Here is a 14,699-nt window from a genome sequence, read left to right as displayed (position 1 = left end):
TGTTTCTTTTCAATATCAGACTTTAATGAGTGAATTCATTGCCACAATAATAGCATATAAACTTATCACTGGTTAAAAATGAGATTCCAAAGAAACTGGTAGCTTTATCATCTCTGTAAATATGATTGGAGCCACATTTAGGACATACAAAATCAAACTCAGGGTTTTCAATGGTATGATCCACTTCCAGTGAATATTGCTCATTATCTTTATAATCCTGGAGTATCTGACCTGCTTTTTCGAGATCTTCTTCAAAAACTTGAAGCTGAATTCCGCCTACAGCCTGAGAAAGCAGCCAATCCGATTGAATAAGCTGTTCATTCGCAATGAAACTATTGATTCCGTTTTCAAACAGAATTTGTTTGTCCCTGTTAGCTTCAAGGGCAGTTTCATAAAATTTAAAACGAACCAGACTGGACATATTTAAAATCTGCTTGAAAGTTGAATTTTAGTAAAGACTTTCCTAGTGTACAACGGGAAATCAGCATTCTGAAGCCATCCGAAATAACCAAGATCCTTTTGGAAAACAGCTTTTACACCTTGTCCTTTATACTTTCCAAAGTTGAAAATTTCTTCCTGCTTATCATTATATCCAATGAATCCGGCAAGATCTGCATTCTTGTTATGGAATGTAAATTCACTCAAAGGAGCAATCTCATTCGGAATATCTTCATATTTACCTACCTGAGCATCCAACACTTCGAATGTTGCCATTACATCAGCTTCCGCAGAGTGTGCATTTTCTAATGTTTTTCCACAGTAAAACTGGTAAGCAGCACCAAGGTTTCTCGGTTCTTTTTTATGGAAAATGGTCTGTGCATCTACCAATCTGAACTTACTAAGGTCAAAATCCATTTCCACTCTCAATAATTCTTCTGCTAAAAGAGGAACATCAAATCTGTTAGAGTTAAAGCCTCCCAAATCAGCACCGGTAATCATTTCCATCACTTTAGGAGCAATTTCTCTGAAAGTAGGAGCATCTTTTACGTCTTCATCGTAGATCCCGTGAATTTCACTGCTTTCTTTTGGGATTGACATTTCCGGATTAACGCGCCATGTTTTGCTTTCTCTGGATGCATCAGGGTTTACCTTTAAGATACAGATTTCAACGATTTTGTCTTTTCCGATATTTGTTCCTGTTGTTTCAAGATCAAAAATACAAAGTGGTTTATGGAGTTTTAAGTTCATGTTGATAATTAATAATTTGAAAATGTGTTAAATAATAGATTCTTTGACTTCTATTTGAGCTGTCTTTGAAAAATAAGTGATACCAATATATAATAAATTACAAGCATCGGAATTCCTACAATCTGGAAGATTACAAGAATAGCAATACCTCCTACAAGTAATACTACTTTCGGATAGTTATCTTTTAATGCTTTGGATTTAAACTTCATAGCCATCATCTTAATAGGGCTGATTAGAAGCCATGAGGTAAGAAGGCTTAAGATAACCAAAAGCAGGCTGTTCTCAAATAAGAAGCTGAAACTTCCGGTTTCTTTAAAAGCATAGTATAATCCAAATAGTAAAACAGTATTGGTAGGAGTATTCAATCCTTTAAAGTAATATCTCTGTTCTTCATCAAGATTAAAAATGGCAAGTCTCAGACAAGAGAAAGTAGTAACTACCAGTCCTATATATTTAATTTCAAAAGGAAAATGAATTCCAAGAAGCTCTGTACCGAATGGCTCAAGTGCTTTATACATTGTAAGCCCAGGGATCAGCCCAAAACTTACCATATCCGCAAGGGAATCCAGCTGAAGCCCCAGATTGGAGTTTGATTTTACGGCTCTGGCTACAAACCCGTCAAAAAAATCGAAGATAGAGGAGAGGATAAGGCATATCGCCGTAGTTTGATAGTCTCCTAAAATAAGATGTATTGCACCTATACATCCGGCAAATAAATTAGCCAGAGTCAAGGCATTGGCAAGATTATTCTTTATAAAATCCATAACCACAAAATTAATGTTTTTAAAAATTCTAACTCAAAATAATATGAACTAAAAAATGCAATAAAGTGATTTTGGTGTAAATTTGTTCCATGAAATTTTTAAAAGGATTTAGAAAACAGGAAGTTCTGGCATTGCTGTACAGGATTTTTTTAGCCTATGTTTTTTATCAGATTGCACGACTTTTATTTTGGTATTTTAATAAGGACCTGATCAAGGTAGATTCCGTTTCAGATTACCTGAAGCTTGCCTATCACGGGACGGCTTTTGATACGACGGCAATTTTGTACGTCAACGCATTGTTTATTTTGCTCAGTCTTCTTCCATTGATTATCAATACAAATAAAGGTTTTCAGAAAGCTCTTTTCTGGATTTACTTTATTACCAATGGTTTAACGTACGCCATGAATTTCGGGGATTTTATTTATTATAAATTTTCTCAGGCAAGGCTTACTTCTGCTGTGTTTCAGGTTGCAGAACACGAGTCTAACGTTTCTCAGACCTTGACGATTTCTATCGGAGAACATCCTTTTGTTCTGATCTGGTTCATTGTTTTAATGGGATTGTGGGTTTTCCTTTATAAAAGAGTAAAGGTAGAAGAATCAAAACCTGCGAAACTACTTCCTTATTTCCTTTCATCCATTGTTACCTTATGTATTACGGCTGTTTTGGTTGTAGGAGGAATCAGAGGAGATTTCAAACACAGTACAAGACCTATCAATATGGTAGATGCTACGCGTTTTGTGACGAATCCGATACAGGGAAATATGGTTCTTAACAGTACATTTTCTTTCTTTAGAACATTAAATACCAATAGTTTTAAGGAGGTTCATTTTGTAGATGAAAAATACATTGAGGAAAATGTACAGCCTTACAAAGTCTATGACAGAAAAGTAGAAAACCGTCCCAATATTGTTATTTTTATTGTAGAATCTTTTGGTAGAGAATATTCCGGAGCTTTTAATAAAGCTAAAAATATCAAAGATTACGTTTCCTATACTCCATTTATAGACAGTTTGGCGACTCAAAGTCTTATTTTTCCTAATACATTTGCCAATGGGAGACAGTCTATTCATGGGATGAGCAGTGTCTTGGCTGGTATTCCGAGTCTTACGGATGCTTTTACGGGATCTCCGTATTCCAATCAGAAAATTCAGTCCATTGTTTCTGTTTGTAATGATCTTGGATATGATACTTCTTTTTATCATGGAGCGCCTAATGGTTCCATGGGATTCCTTGGTTTCGGAAATATTTTAGGATTCAAACATTATTTTGGGAAGACAGAATATAATCATGATGAAGATTTTGATGGAATGTGGGCAATCTGGGATGAGCCATTCTTACAGTATTTTGCGAAAAATGTCGGAAAGAAACAACCTTTTATGACGACTATGTTTACTGCTTCTTCTCACCATCCGTTTAAAATTCCTGAAAAATATAAAGGGAAATTCAAGAAAGGACCGCTGGAAATGCATGAACCGATACAGTATACGGATTATGCTATTAAAGAATATTTTGAAACAGCAAAAAAACAACCTTGGTTCAAGAATACCATTTTTGTGTTCACAGGAGATCATACCAATCAGATTTATTATCCCGAATATGAAAAAGGAATGAACCGTTTTGCAGTTCCGTTAATTTTCTATTCTCCAAATCCGGAATATAATCTTAAAGGAGAAAATCCTGAAATTGCTCAGCAAATGGATATTTACCCTACATTAGCAGATCTTATTGGCTATAATAAACCTATCAGAAGCTGGGGCAGAAGTTTAGTGAGTGATAAAAAATATTCGCAGATTATGGTTAATTCCGATGGAAATACAGAGCAATTCATTATCGGAAACTATATGTATCGTTTTGATGGCAAGGAAATTGTGGGAGTTTATGATAAAGCAGATATTGGATTTGAGAAGAATCTGATTGACAAGTTAAAAACTCCAGAAGTGGAAAAAGGAAAACAGACAGCTAAAGCTTGGTATCAGGATTATATGAATAGGGTTATCAATAGGAAACTTTATTAGGTGAAAAGATAAAAAAGATAAAAAAAATTAAAGAAAGCTAATAAAACAAAGACGTATTTCAGTATAAATCTATTGATTGATCTTTTTATTCGTGCTTTAGGCTATTTGTTTTATCAGTTGATTTCGCTTTCATAACCTCATTATGCTTTGTATAATAAAAGTTTTTGTTCGTTGAAAATTAATTTATATTTTTATCAATACGTAGATAAGATTATTGTATTAAAATTAAAACTATAAGAAATATGAAAAAGTTAATGTTAACATTCGCACTTTCTCTGTTCAGTGTGCTTACTTTTGCACAGATTGAAGGAAAGTGGAAAACGATAGATGATGAAACTAAACAAGCAAAATCTATTGTAGAGATATTTAAAAAATCAGATGGGAAATACTATGGAAAAGTTTCTCAGTTATTAATAAAACCTGCTGATCCAAACTGTAGCGCTTGTAAAGATGACAGAAAAGGAAAACCAGTTTTAGGATTGGAAATCATCAGAGGTTTGAAAAAAGAAGGTGATGAATTCACTGGAGGAAATATCACAGACCCTAAAACAGGTAAAACGTATAAATGTACTATTACAAAAAGTGGCGATAAGCTTAATGTAAGAGGTTACTTAGGACTATCATTATTAGGAAGAACCCAGGTTTGGGAGAAAGTAAACTAATATAAGTTTAAATAGAATTTTGAATGACATTTCGTAATGAAATGTCATTTTTTTATATAAAAATATGTAACGAAAATAAAATCTCCCCACTTATAGAATATGAGCACTGAACAGGAGAAAACATTTATCGAATTCTTTAAGCCGAATCAAAAGCTTATCCATAAGATATGCAGGATTTATACGGATAATATGGATGATCATCAGGATCTTTTCCAGGAAATCACCATACAGTTATGGAAATCCTTTCCAGGATTTAAAGGAGATTCAAAATTTTCTACTTGGATGTATCGGGTTGCTTTGAATACGGCGATCACTTTATTCAGAAAGCCCCAAAAGAAAGATGCACAAGCAGTAGATGTGGATATTTCCACTCTTAAAATGGAATATGAAGATTATGAAGACGACGAACATAAGCTGCAGAAGATGTATAAGGCAATCTATGAGCTGTCTGATGTGGAAAAAGCATTGATCATGATGTATCTGGAAGATAAACCCTATAAAGAAATAGGAGAGATTCTCGGGATCACGGAAGGAAATGCAAGAGTGAAGATGAACAGAGCTAAAAATAATTTGAGAACCAAAATAAACACAAAATAATATGGACGAATTAGAACTACTGAAAAAAGACTGGAATAAGGAATCAGATGATTTTAAAGAATATTCCGACAACGAAATTTATAATATGATAAAGAATAAATCAGTTTCTATTACCAAAACATTATTGTTGATTGGTGCTATTGAAGTTATGTTATGGACTTTATACGGATACCTCGATGAACAGTTTCCTTATATCAGAATAACAATGTTTTTAGTTTTTGCAGGATTAATTGTTTTTCTGTTTCGTAAAATGAAAACCGGGCAGAATAGTATTACGCTAATGAAAAGCATTTTAAATCTGAGAATGCTTATTTTAGGATATGCATGTATTTCATTACTGCTGGCAATTGTGGATAGTATTATTCATTTTGATCATAATACAAGAGACTTTATGGCTGGATCCAGAGATGGTTGGAATAGTTCTCATAATACAACAGCTTTACCTACAAATCCTGATACTATGATGCCAGGAACAGTAAATTATATAATTTTTGGAATTTGTGTACTTATAGGTTTCTATATTTTGTATAAAATATATAAAAGAACCTACGGGAAAATTTTACAGGACCTTAGGAAAAACTATAAGGAATTGAGCCTTCAGGAGGGAAAAGCAATTTGATAAAGGAAGACGGATGCCAGCATAGATGGTTTTTGAAAACTTATATTAGAATTTTATAATGAAACAGGCTGTAAAAGGTCATAAAAATACATTTTCAGTAGTTTTGTAAACCTCAATAACTTACTTCTTCCAGCTTCCAGCTCCCTTTCCCACCAAATATCCTTTCTTAAATTATCATTAATATTAAGGCGTCTCGTTCAAATGAGATGCCTTTTTATTATGTGTATAATAAAAAAACACTATTTTTGTAGTCTAAATTTTTCAAGAGAATATGGCAGAATATACTTTTCGTGAGGTAATTGCACAGGCAATGAGCGAGGAAATGCGTAAAGACGAATCTATCTACCTGATGGGGGAGGAAGTTGCAGAATATAATGGTGCATATAAAGCTTCAAAAGGAATGCTGGATGAATTTGGTCCAAAAAGAGTGATCGATACACCGATTGCAGAACTTGGGTTTACAGGGATTTCTGTAGGAGCTGCAATGAATGGGAACAGACCTATCGTAGAATTTATGACATTCAATTTCTCATTAGTAGGGATTGACCAGATTATCAATAATGCGGCAAAGATCCGTCAGATGAGTGGTGGACAGTGGAACTGCCCAATCGTTTTCCGTGGACCTACTGCTTCTGCAGGACAATTAGGAGCTACTCACTCTCAAGCTTTTGAAGGTTGGTTTGCAAACTGTCCAGGGCTTAAGGTTGTAGTACCTTCAAACCCTTATGACGCAAAAGGATTGTTGAAAACAGCTATTCAGGATAATGACCCGGTTATCTTTATGGAATCTGAGCAGATGTATGGTGATAAAATGGAAATTCCTGAAGAAGAGTACTATTTACCAATCGGAAAAGCAGATATCAAGAGAGAAGGTAAAGATGTTACTTTAGTTTCTTTTGGTAAAATCATGAAGTTAGCGATGCAGGCAGCGGAAGATATGGAAAAAGAAGGGATTTCTGTAGAGGTTATTGACCTTAGAACCGTTCGTCCTTTAGATTTCGATACCATTTTAGAATCTGTAAAGAAAACAAATAGATTAGTAATCTTAGAAGAAGCTTGGCCATTCGGATCTATATCTTCTGAAATTACATACATGGTACAGCAAAAAGCATTCGATTATTTAGATGCTCCAATCAAGAGAATTACTACTCCTGATGCACCTGCACCTTACTCTGCAGCATTATTTGCAGAATGGTTCCCTAAGCTTGAAAAAGTGAAAGAGGAAATCAAAAAAGCGATGTACGTAAAATAATTATAGAGAAAAACTTCCGAAAGGAAGTTTTTTCATTTATTATATTCATGAAGAAAAATTCTTGGGGTCATAAAATTGATATAAATTTGCGCTTTTAAAAAAATAAATTGGCTGATATGGCAGAAGTTACAGAAGGCGGTCATCACTTTGACTTAAAGAAGCTTTCATTTGTAGGCGTTATTGTTTCGCTAGGAATCGTTTTCGGGGATATTGGAACATCTCCGCTCTACGTAATGAAGGCGATTGTGAACGCAAGAAAAGACGGTGCTACCATGCCGTTTGATGAATACATTGAGGGAGCATTATCCTGTATCATCTGGACATTGACGCTTCAAACCACCCTTAAATATGTGATCATTGCTCTTAGAGCAGACAACAATGGTGAAGGGGGAATTCTGGCGTTATATTCATTAGTAAAAAAGCTCAAGAAAAAATGGCTCTATGTAGTCGCCATCATAGGAGCATCCACGCTGGTGGCAGATAGTGTCATTACACCTTCATTAACCGTAATGTCGGCAATTGAAGGATTAAAGATCTATAACCCCGAAACACCGGTTGTTCTCATCACCTTAGTCATCCTATTTATCATTTTTGTTGTACAGCAGTTCGGAACAGCATCTATTGGTAAATTTTTCGGACCCATCATGGTGACCTGGTTTCTGGTTTTAGGAATTTCAGGATCAATGCATATTTTTGATCATATCGAAATTATCAGGGCTTTCAATCCGATGTATGCCTATAACCTGATTACCCACTCATCAAGTGCTATCGTGATTATGGGAGCTGTTTTCCTTTGTACAACAGGAGCAGAAGCTTTATACTCAGATTTAGGACACTGCGGAGCAAAAAATATCAGAATCAGCTGGATATTCGTTAAACTAATGCTTATCCTGAACTATTTAGGGCAAGGATCATGGTTGTTGGATAACTATCACCAGGTACACAACGGAGTAAACCCTTTCTTTGGAATCATGCCGGAATGGGCGGTTTTACCAAGTGTAATTTTGGCTACAGCAGCTGCAATTATTGCTAGTCAGGCTGTAATTACAGGATCATTCACCATGTTCTCAGAAGCAATGTCTATCTCTTTCTGGCCTAACCAACATATTGAATATCCTTCAGGGATCAAAGGACAAATGTATATTCCTAGAATCAACTGGGGATTAATGGCATTCTGTTTTGTAGTAGTAATATTCTTCCAGAAATCAGAAAGTATGGAAGCAGCCTATGGACTGACGATTACCATTACCATGCTGATGACCACCATTCTTCTTTTATTCTGGCTGAGCCGTACAAGAGTTAATAAAATATTTATCCTCGGTTTTGCTATCGTTTATCTGTTCCTTGAATCAGGGTTCTTCTATGCAAACGTAATTAAATTCGTTGACGGAGGTTGGTTAACAATGGTATTAGGTGGATTCATTGCCGTATGTATGTACGCTTGGTATAACGGAAGATTAATTAAAGCAAACTTTATTCAGTATGTAAAGATTGATAAATACATTTCAATCATTAAAGACATGAAGCTGGATGAAACGATTCCAAAATATGCCACAAACCTTGCTTATCTGAGCAGAGCAAAAAGAAACGATGAAGTAGAATCAAAAATTATCTATTCCATCATTAAAAAACAACCTAAAAGAGCCGATCATTACTTTATATTAAGTATTGTAAACCAGGAAGATCCATATACATTCAAGTATACAGTAGACGAGATTTTACCAGGAACTGTTTATAAGATCAATTTCCTTCTAGGATTTAAAGTAGACCGAAGAATCAACGATTATTTCAATATGGTATTGAGAGATCTTATGGCAGACGGAACCATTCCTTCAAGAAGCAGCCACCCATCTTTAAGAGCTCATGATATACCACCGGATCTGAAATATGTGATTATAGATAATACTTATATCAACGATATACTTTTAACTGTTAAACAAAAGATTACCCTTAATATTTATAACTTCGTGAAGTATATCGGAAGTGATGACTTTAAGGCTTGGGGAGTATCTTCTCACAACGTTGAAGTAGAATCTGCCCCTATCACAGAGCTTACAGTTTATGACAATAAAATCGAACAATCCGGGTACTTCCGTCACAACTCTTAAGCGTTAGGATATTTAACCATACTATCTATTTAAATAAAAATCAATAAATTTGTAGATAATTTTTTTAATGGATACAGTACAAAAAGAAAAAAATATAGCCTTGATCAAGGACGTTTTGAGAAACTACTTATTAGAAAAAGGGTTCAGAAACACTCCTGAAAGGTATACGATACTAGAAGAGATTTATAATATGGATCATCACTTTAATGTTGATGATCTGTATCTTCTCATGATGCAGAAGAAATATCATGTTTCTAAGGCTACCATTTACAACACTATTGAAATTTTCCTTGATGCAGGATTGATCCGTAAGCATCAGTTTGGAGAAAAGACCCTGACCTCTTCATCTTATGAGAAGTCTTATTTTGATAAACAGCATGACCATTTGGTGATCTACAAAAAAGACTCTGATAAAGAAATCGAAGAAATTATTGAATTCTGTGACCCAAGAATCCAAGGAATCAAAGAAGCCATTGAAGAAGCATTTGGCGTAAAAATTGATTCTCATTCGCTATATTTTTATGGCACTAAGAATGATTAATTAATGAGAATAATCCTTTTTCTGTTTATCTTTATTTCTACGCTCAGCATGGCGCAGGATAAAACCCCTGTGAAGAGAGATCCTTATTTACAGAATCCTTCACCGGCTAAAACACAACCGCTGAAACCAGAGGAGAAAATAAAGCTTATCAATGCAGATAAAATTATCAAAGACCCCGCAAAATACGATGGAAATCAATATTTCATCGGTAACGTTCAGATAGAACAAAAAGGGTCTATACTTACAGCAGATGAAGTGGTGCTTTACAGTGAAGAAAACTTTGCTAAAGCAATCGGAAACGTAAGACTTCAAAATGCTGACGGCTCTGTCATTACAGCAGGAGAAATGGAGTATGATGGTAATACCCAAAAAGGTGTTGCCCGAAAAAATGTTGTCCTTACAGATCCTAAACAAACCATTAAAACAGAAATTCTGTATTATGATAAGCTTGCCAGTCAGGCATATTTTAATACAGGTGGTACCATCTCTGATACTCAGGGAAATGTGATGTATACCAAATCTGCTACCTATTTCCTTGATACTAAAATGATTGATTTCGTTGGAAATGTGAAAATAGATAACGCGCAATACATCATTGAAGGAGTAAATATCAAACAAAACCAGAATACAAAAGTTGCTGAGTTTTTTGGTCCTACCACCATTACCAACAGAGCAAATCCTAAAAACAGAGTTTATACGGAAAGAGGAACTTACAGAATGGAAACCAAAGAAGCTTTCCTGAATAAGAATTCCAAGATCTTTTATAATGATAAAATTCTGACTGGAGATGATATGTATTTCAATCAGATTACCGGATTTGGTAAAGCAACCGGAAATGTAACGCTGGATGATCCAAAAGAAAGACGCTATATAAAAGGAGGATACGGTGAAATCTTTGAGAAAAAAGACTCCTCAATGATGACTAAGAATCCTTATGCTGTTAAAATCATGGAGAAAGATACAGCATATTTTGCAGCAGAAAAAATTATCTCTTATCAAAAACCGGATACTTTAGATATCACTGTAAAGAAAAGCTTTTTGAGAGCCTATAAAAAAGCAAGAATATACAAATCCAATGCGCAGGGTAGAGCAGACTCTATTGCTTTTAATGAAACAGATGGAGTAATGCATATGTTTACAAACCCTATTCTTTGGAGTGGAGAAAAGCAGGTAACGGGAGATAAAGTAGAAGCTTACTTTAATACAAAAAATGAAAATATAGATTCCTTAAAAGTTATTGGAAATGCCTTTGCAATCAGTAAAGTAGATTCTTTAACCCTGAAAGATGAATTCAATCAGGTAAAAGGAAAATTCATGACTGTTTATTACCAAGGGAATGATATTAAAGAAGCAAGAGTTGTAGGAAATGCACAGGCGATTGCATATGTAGACGATACCGACCAGGAAACCAAAAAACCTGAAAGAATAGGAATCACGCTTTCAACATGCGGAATTATCGGTGCTTTATTTGAAGAAAAAGCTTTACAGATCATTTCATGCAGTATAGGAGCCGTATCAGATACCTATCCGATGAGCAAAATTGAACCTTCACGAAGGAAATTTCCAGACTTCAACTGGAATACCAAAGACAGGATCAGAAAGTGGCAGGATATTTTGGTAGACAGCCCTAATAACGAAGAAATAAAGTATACCGCAGATAACGAACTCTTTAATCAGGCTCAGAAAACGATTGACGACGAAAAAGCCAAAGAAGAAGCCAAGAAACCAAAAAGAGTAAGAAAATAATATACGAACCGCTTTTACCGAAGCGGTTTTTTTATTCTACTAAGTTTAATTGTGGTAGGCATATTTTCTAATGTTTCAAATTCAATAGTACTCTTAAATTATTAAAGTGTAACTTTTTATTCCCAGCTAATAATTTCGGCATTTGCTGAATCTTTTATAGCTTTGCTGAAATTTTTTGAGACAATGGAAATGCACAAAGATTTTTTTATATATCAGGCACAGACTACTAAATTTGCCGCAGGTTTTGAAGTAGAAAAAGCAGAAGGAAACTATATCTATGGTACCGATGGAAGAAGATATCTTGATTTTGTAGCAGGAGTTTCTGCCAATACATTAGGACATTCACACCCAAAAGTTGTGAATGCCATTAAAGAACAGGCAGATAAATATCTTCATGTAATGGTATACGGCGAATACGCACAGGAAAAGCCTATTGCATTGTGTAAGTTGCTGGCAGAAGCTACTCCGGAACCTCTGGAAGTTACTTATTTGGTTAACAGTGGAGCAGAAGCAATAGACGGAAGTTTAAAACTGGCTAAAAGATATACAGGAAGAGAAGAAATTGTTTCCTTTAAAAATTCTTATCATGGGAATACTCACGGCGCATTAAGTGTTTCAGGAAATGAAAATCATAAGAGAGAATTCCGTCCCTTATTGCCAATGGTCACTTTTATTGAATTCAATAATGAAAATGATTTCGATAAAATTACAGAAAAGACGGCTTGTGTTATTCTGGAAACCATTCAGGGAGCAGCAGGGTTTTTAGTTCCGGATCAGAATTATCTGATCAAGCTGAAAAAAAGATGTGAAGAAGTAGGAGCTCTTTTAATTTTAGACGAAATCCAGCCGGGATTCGGAAGAACAGGTAAATTATTCTCCTTTGAACATTTTGGAATCGTTCCGGATATTCTTGTTATGGGGAAAGGAATGGGGGGCGGAGTTCCTGTTGGAGCTTTTATGAGTTCCAGAAAAATTATGGAAACATTATCCCATTCACCAAAGCTGGGACACGTTACCACTTTTGGAGGAAACCCTTTGATCGCTGCAGCCAGTCATGCTACTTTAAAAGAAGTATTGGAAAGTGGTTTGATGAATGAAGTGGAAGAAAAAGAAAAATTATTCAGAGAACTTTTGGTTCATCCGAAGATTAAAAATATCAATGGAAAAGGCTTAATGCTTGCTGTAAATCTTGGAGAACCTGAATATACATTGGAAGTAGCTAAGAAATGTATGGAAAAAGGACTTATTGTTTTCTGGCAGCTCTACAGAAACGAATATCTGAGAATCTCCCCACCAATGACTATTTCAAAAGATGAGATAAGAAAAGGATGTGAGATTATTTTAGAGATTTTAGATGATAAATAAGCGTTTTTAGTTAAAAGTTTTGAATAAATAAAAAAAATATATACTTTCGCACCGTAAAAAAATAACCATGAAAAAATTTATTTTATTCGCAGGAATGGGACTAGTAACCATTCTTGGATTTCAAGCGTGCGGAAGTTCTTCCGATGATGTTGTATCAGAGAATCGTACAACTTCAGTAGCACAAGACAAAGAAAACATTAAGAAAACCATCAATGGTTTTTACGACAAATTAAATACATTGGACGATGGAGATCTGTCCAAGTATATCTTGTATACGATGTTCAATAATACTGCTCAGGAGTATGATGACAGCTATCTGAATAATGTTGTAGAAAGTTTTGAAAATCAATACGGTGATGTTTTGATCGATAATAAACTACAATTTGCAAGTAAGCTGGGAACATATACTTATAACAACGCTACAGGGGCATGGACTAAGGCGCCAAATGCTTCAGCAGTTGTTCTAAAATTTCCGTCCGTACAAAATCAAGCAGCTATCGATGGAGAATTAACACTTACTTCTTACACAGATACACAGACAAGCTACAATTCTGAAACAATCTGGCTTCCAAAAACTTTTAATCTTACATTAAAAAGAAGCAATAACACGATCTTTAGTATGAACTTATCAAATGTTACTTTTGATAACAGTACTAACTTTAGTATGCCAATCAGCGCAAATGTTCAGATCTATGCATCTCCAATGACGCAGAATATCGTATGGCAAAGAAATTCAAGCAAAGATTTCCAGCTTAAATATGCTGCAGCAACTCCTCAGGGTCCTAGCAGTGAAGTAGTGGCTAACGTTACTTTAAAACATGCTGACTATGCAAACATTTCATCTAAGGACGATTTTAAAGCAGTATCAGGATATGTAAGTGAAGGAAATCTGAAAATTACTTACAGCATGAATGTTGAGGCATTAGCACCGCTTAATGATCCTACAGACGCTCAGATCAATGCAAACTCTAAGGCTGAAGTGTTCTATTCAGGACAAAAAGTAGGTGATATCGTTTATAAAACTGTAAATGGAAAAGGAGAATTCTTCATTGTTTACTTTGACGGAACAACGGAGAATACTGACGTATATATCGGTGATTTTGAAGAAAAGATCAAAGCTATATTTGCAAACTACATAAAATAAATTTAACAACCCAAATACACATCTCAAAGACAAAATCAGTCTTTGAGATGTTTTTATTATGAAACGTATTACTACAGCTTTTTTCTTTCTTTTTTGCTCAATACTTTGTTTGGCACAAGCTCAGAAAGACACTTTGTTTACCATTCCCCAGCATCAGATCGGAATTGGGATCAATAAGTTTATTAAATCCATTTTTGCATCAGATGATAATGCCATGATCATCAATTACAGATATTCACCAAAAGGGAAATGGTCTTACAGAACCGGATTCGATTTCAAAAAAGACGACAGTGAAGGTGGGTTTACTCAATTTGCCATAAAATTAGGAGTAGATAGAAATTTGAAAAGATACAGAAACTGGAACTTCTATTACGGTGCAGATTACTTTATGAGGTACTCTAATTATAAAAATATCAATAAACCTCAATATGATAATGGAATAGGAGCTTTTATAGGGGTACAGTACTTTATCTCTCCACATTTCTCTATCTCTACCGAACCAATGTTTTATTATAAATACATCTATATCATAGATAAAGATACATTCCAAAAAGATAAAAAAAGAGGGTGGAGTGAAACAGGATTTGGAAAAATAGGTTTTGTAGAACTTAATTTTCATTTCTAAATCATATAAAGTCTAACTTCAGGCTTCAATATAAAATCTCTCTATTACAGAGAGATTTTTTTATGTAATG

14 protein-coding genes are annotated in these 14,699 nt (G+C 34.7%); 11 read left to right on the top strand and 3 right to left on the bottom strand.

What is annotated here, in order from left to right; genetic code table 11:
• Window positions 1–22: 22 nt before the first annotated feature.
• The 3 genes from BW983_RS06980 to BW983_RS06970 are packed head-to-tail and all read right to left on the bottom strand — an operon-like array spanning window position 23 to window position 1,952.
• On the bottom strand, window positions 23–421 hold the full coding sequence (locus BW983_RS06980; RefSeq protein ID WP_076551143.1) for a putative signal transducing protein: 399 nt from the start codon (window positions 419–421) through the stop codon (window positions 23–25).
• 2 nt (window positions 422–423) lie between these two features.
• The gene (locus tag BW983_RS06975) at window positions 424–1,188 is read right to left on the bottom strand and encodes a 3'-5' exonuclease (RefSeq protein WP_076551141.1); all 765 of its coding nucleotides are present in this window, start codon (window positions 1,186–1,188) and stop codon (window positions 424–426) included.
• 50 nt (window positions 1,189–1,238) lie between these two features.
• Entirely contained in the window at window positions 1,239–1,952 is a 714-nt protein-coding gene (locus BW983_RS06970) for a CDP-alcohol phosphatidyltransferase family protein (protein WP_076551140.1), read from the bottom strand.
• An 89-nt stretch (window positions 1,953–2,041) separates the two neighbouring features.
• Between BW983_RS06970 and BW983_RS06965 the strand changes: the two genes are divergently transcribed.
• The 11 genes from BW983_RS06965 (at window position 2,042) to BW983_RS06915 (ending at window position 14,629) form a co-directional block, all read left to right on the top strand.
• Window positions 2,042–3,970, top strand: coding sequence for an LTA synthase family protein (locus BW983_RS06965; protein WP_076551138.1), 1,929 nt, complete (start codon window positions 2,042–2,044; stop codon window positions 3,968–3,970).
• 242 nt (window positions 3,971–4,212) lie between these two features.
• Window positions 4,213–4,632 (top strand): DUF2147 domain-containing protein, encoded by a 420-nt coding sequence (locus BW983_RS06960; RefSeq protein WP_076551136.1) that lies wholly within the window; start codon window positions 4,213–4,215, stop codon window positions 4,630–4,632.
• A 99-nt stretch (window positions 4,633–4,731) separates the two neighbouring features.
• Entirely contained in the window at window positions 4,732–5,229 is a 498-nt protein-coding gene (locus BW983_RS06955; protein ID WP_076551135.1) for an RNA polymerase sigma factor, read from the top strand.
• A 1-nt stretch (window position 5,230) separates the two neighbouring features.
• Window positions 5,231–5,848, top strand: a complete 618-nt coding sequence (locus tag BW983_RS06950; RefSeq protein WP_076551133.1) for a hypothetical protein — start codon at window positions 5,231–5,233, stop codon at window positions 5,846–5,848.
• 271 nt (window positions 5,849–6,119) lie between these two features.
• The gene (locus tag BW983_RS06945) at window positions 6,120–7,100 is read left to right on the top strand and encodes a pyruvate dehydrogenase complex E1 component subunit beta (RefSeq protein ID WP_076551132.1); all 981 of its coding nucleotides are present in this window, start codon (window positions 6,120–6,122) and stop codon (window positions 7,098–7,100) included.
• A gap of 116 nt (window positions 7,101–7,216) precedes the next feature.
• A complete protein-coding gene (locus BW983_RS06940) occupies window positions 7,217–9,208 on the top strand; it encodes a KUP/HAK/KT family potassium transporter (protein ID WP_076551130.1) in 1,992 nt (663 codons plus the stop codon).
• 67 nt (window positions 9,209–9,275) lie between these two features.
• A complete protein-coding gene (locus BW983_RS06935; protein WP_027374694.1) occupies window positions 9,276–9,749 on the top strand; it encodes a Fur family transcriptional regulator in 474 nt (157 codons plus the stop codon).
• Between the two features lie 3 nt (window positions 9,750–9,752).
• A complete protein-coding gene (locus BW983_RS06930) occupies window positions 9,753–11,495 on the top strand; it encodes an OstA-like protein (RefSeq protein ID WP_076551128.1) in 1,743 nt (580 codons plus the stop codon).
• Window positions 11,496–11,684: 189 nt separating this feature from the next.
• Window positions 11,685–12,860 (top strand): aspartate aminotransferase family protein, encoded by a 1,176-nt coding sequence (locus BW983_RS06925; protein ID WP_076551759.1) that lies wholly within the window; start codon window positions 11,685–11,687, stop codon window positions 12,858–12,860.
• Between the two features lie 67 nt (window positions 12,861–12,927).
• Window positions 12,928–14,004, top strand: a complete 1,077-nt coding sequence (locus BW983_RS06920; RefSeq protein ID WP_076551126.1) for a hypothetical protein — start codon at window positions 12,928–12,930, stop codon at window positions 14,002–14,004.
• Window positions 14,005–14,062: 58 nt separating this feature from the next.
• Window positions 14,063–14,629: a hypothetical protein gene (locus tag BW983_RS06915; protein WP_076551124.1), complete on the top strand. Its 567-nt coding sequence runs from the start codon at window positions 14,063–14,065 to the stop codon at window positions 14,627–14,629.
• The last annotated feature ends 70 nt before the right edge of the window (window positions 14,630–14,699 follow it).

Source organism: Chryseobacterium ureilyticum, assembly GCF_900156735.1.
GTDB lineage: Bacteria > Bacteroidota > Bacteroidia > Flavobacteriales > Weeksellaceae > Chryseobacterium > Chryseobacterium ureilyticum.
Note: the sequence above shows the minus strand (reverse complement) of the source record. Positions and strands in the feature narration are given on the sequence as shown.

What these genes read in the sequence shown, in the direction of transcription:
- BW983_RS06980 (WP_076551143.1), bottom strand. Translation starts at nt 421, where the DNA reads ATGTCCAGTCTGGTTCGTTTTAAATTTTATGAAACTGCCCTTGAAGCT.
- BW983_RS06975 (WP_076551141.1), bottom strand. Translation starts at nt 1,188, where the DNA reads ATGAACTTAAAACTCCATAAACCACTTTGTATTTTTGATCTTGAAACA.
- BW983_RS06970 (WP_076551140.1), bottom strand. Translation starts at nt 1,952, where the DNA reads ATGGATTTTATAAAGAATAATCTTGCCAATGCCTTGACTCTGGCTAAT.
- BW983_RS06965 (WP_076551138.1), top strand. Translation starts at nt 2,042, where the DNA reads ATGAAATTTTTAAAAGGATTTAGAAAACAGGAAGTTCTGGCATTGCTG.
- BW983_RS06960 (WP_076551136.1), top strand. Translation starts at nt 4,213, where the DNA reads ATGAAAAAGTTAATGTTAACATTCGCACTTTCTCTGTTCAGTGTGCTT.
- BW983_RS06955 (WP_076551135.1), top strand. Translation starts at nt 4,732, where the DNA reads ATGAGCACTGAACAGGAGAAAACATTTATCGAATTCTTTAAGCCGAAT.
- BW983_RS06950 (WP_076551133.1), top strand. Translation starts at nt 5,231, where the DNA reads ATGGACGAATTAGAACTACTGAAAAAAGACTGGAATAAGGAATCAGAT.
- BW983_RS06945 (WP_076551132.1), top strand. Translation starts at nt 6,120, where the DNA reads ATGGCAGAATATACTTTTCGTGAGGTAATTGCACAGGCAATGAGCGAG.
- BW983_RS06940 (WP_076551130.1), top strand. Translation starts at nt 7,217, where the DNA reads ATGGCAGAAGTTACAGAAGGCGGTCATCACTTTGACTTAAAGAAGCTT.
- BW983_RS06935 (WP_027374694.1), top strand. Translation starts at nt 9,276, where the DNA reads ATGGATACAGTACAAAAAGAAAAAAATATAGCCTTGATCAAGGACGTT.
- BW983_RS06930 (WP_076551128.1), top strand. Translation starts at nt 9,753, where the DNA reads ATGAGAATAATCCTTTTTCTGTTTATCTTTATTTCTACGCTCAGCATG.
- BW983_RS06925 (WP_076551759.1), top strand. Translation starts at nt 11,685, where the DNA reads ATGCACAAAGATTTTTTTATATATCAGGCACAGACTACTAAATTTGCC.
- BW983_RS06920 (WP_076551126.1), top strand. Translation starts at nt 12,928, where the DNA reads ATGAAAAAATTTATTTTATTCGCAGGAATGGGACTAGTAACCATTCTT.
- BW983_RS06915 (WP_076551124.1), top strand. Translation starts at nt 14,063, where the DNA reads ATGAAACGTATTACTACAGCTTTTTTCTTTCTTTTTTGCTCAATACTT.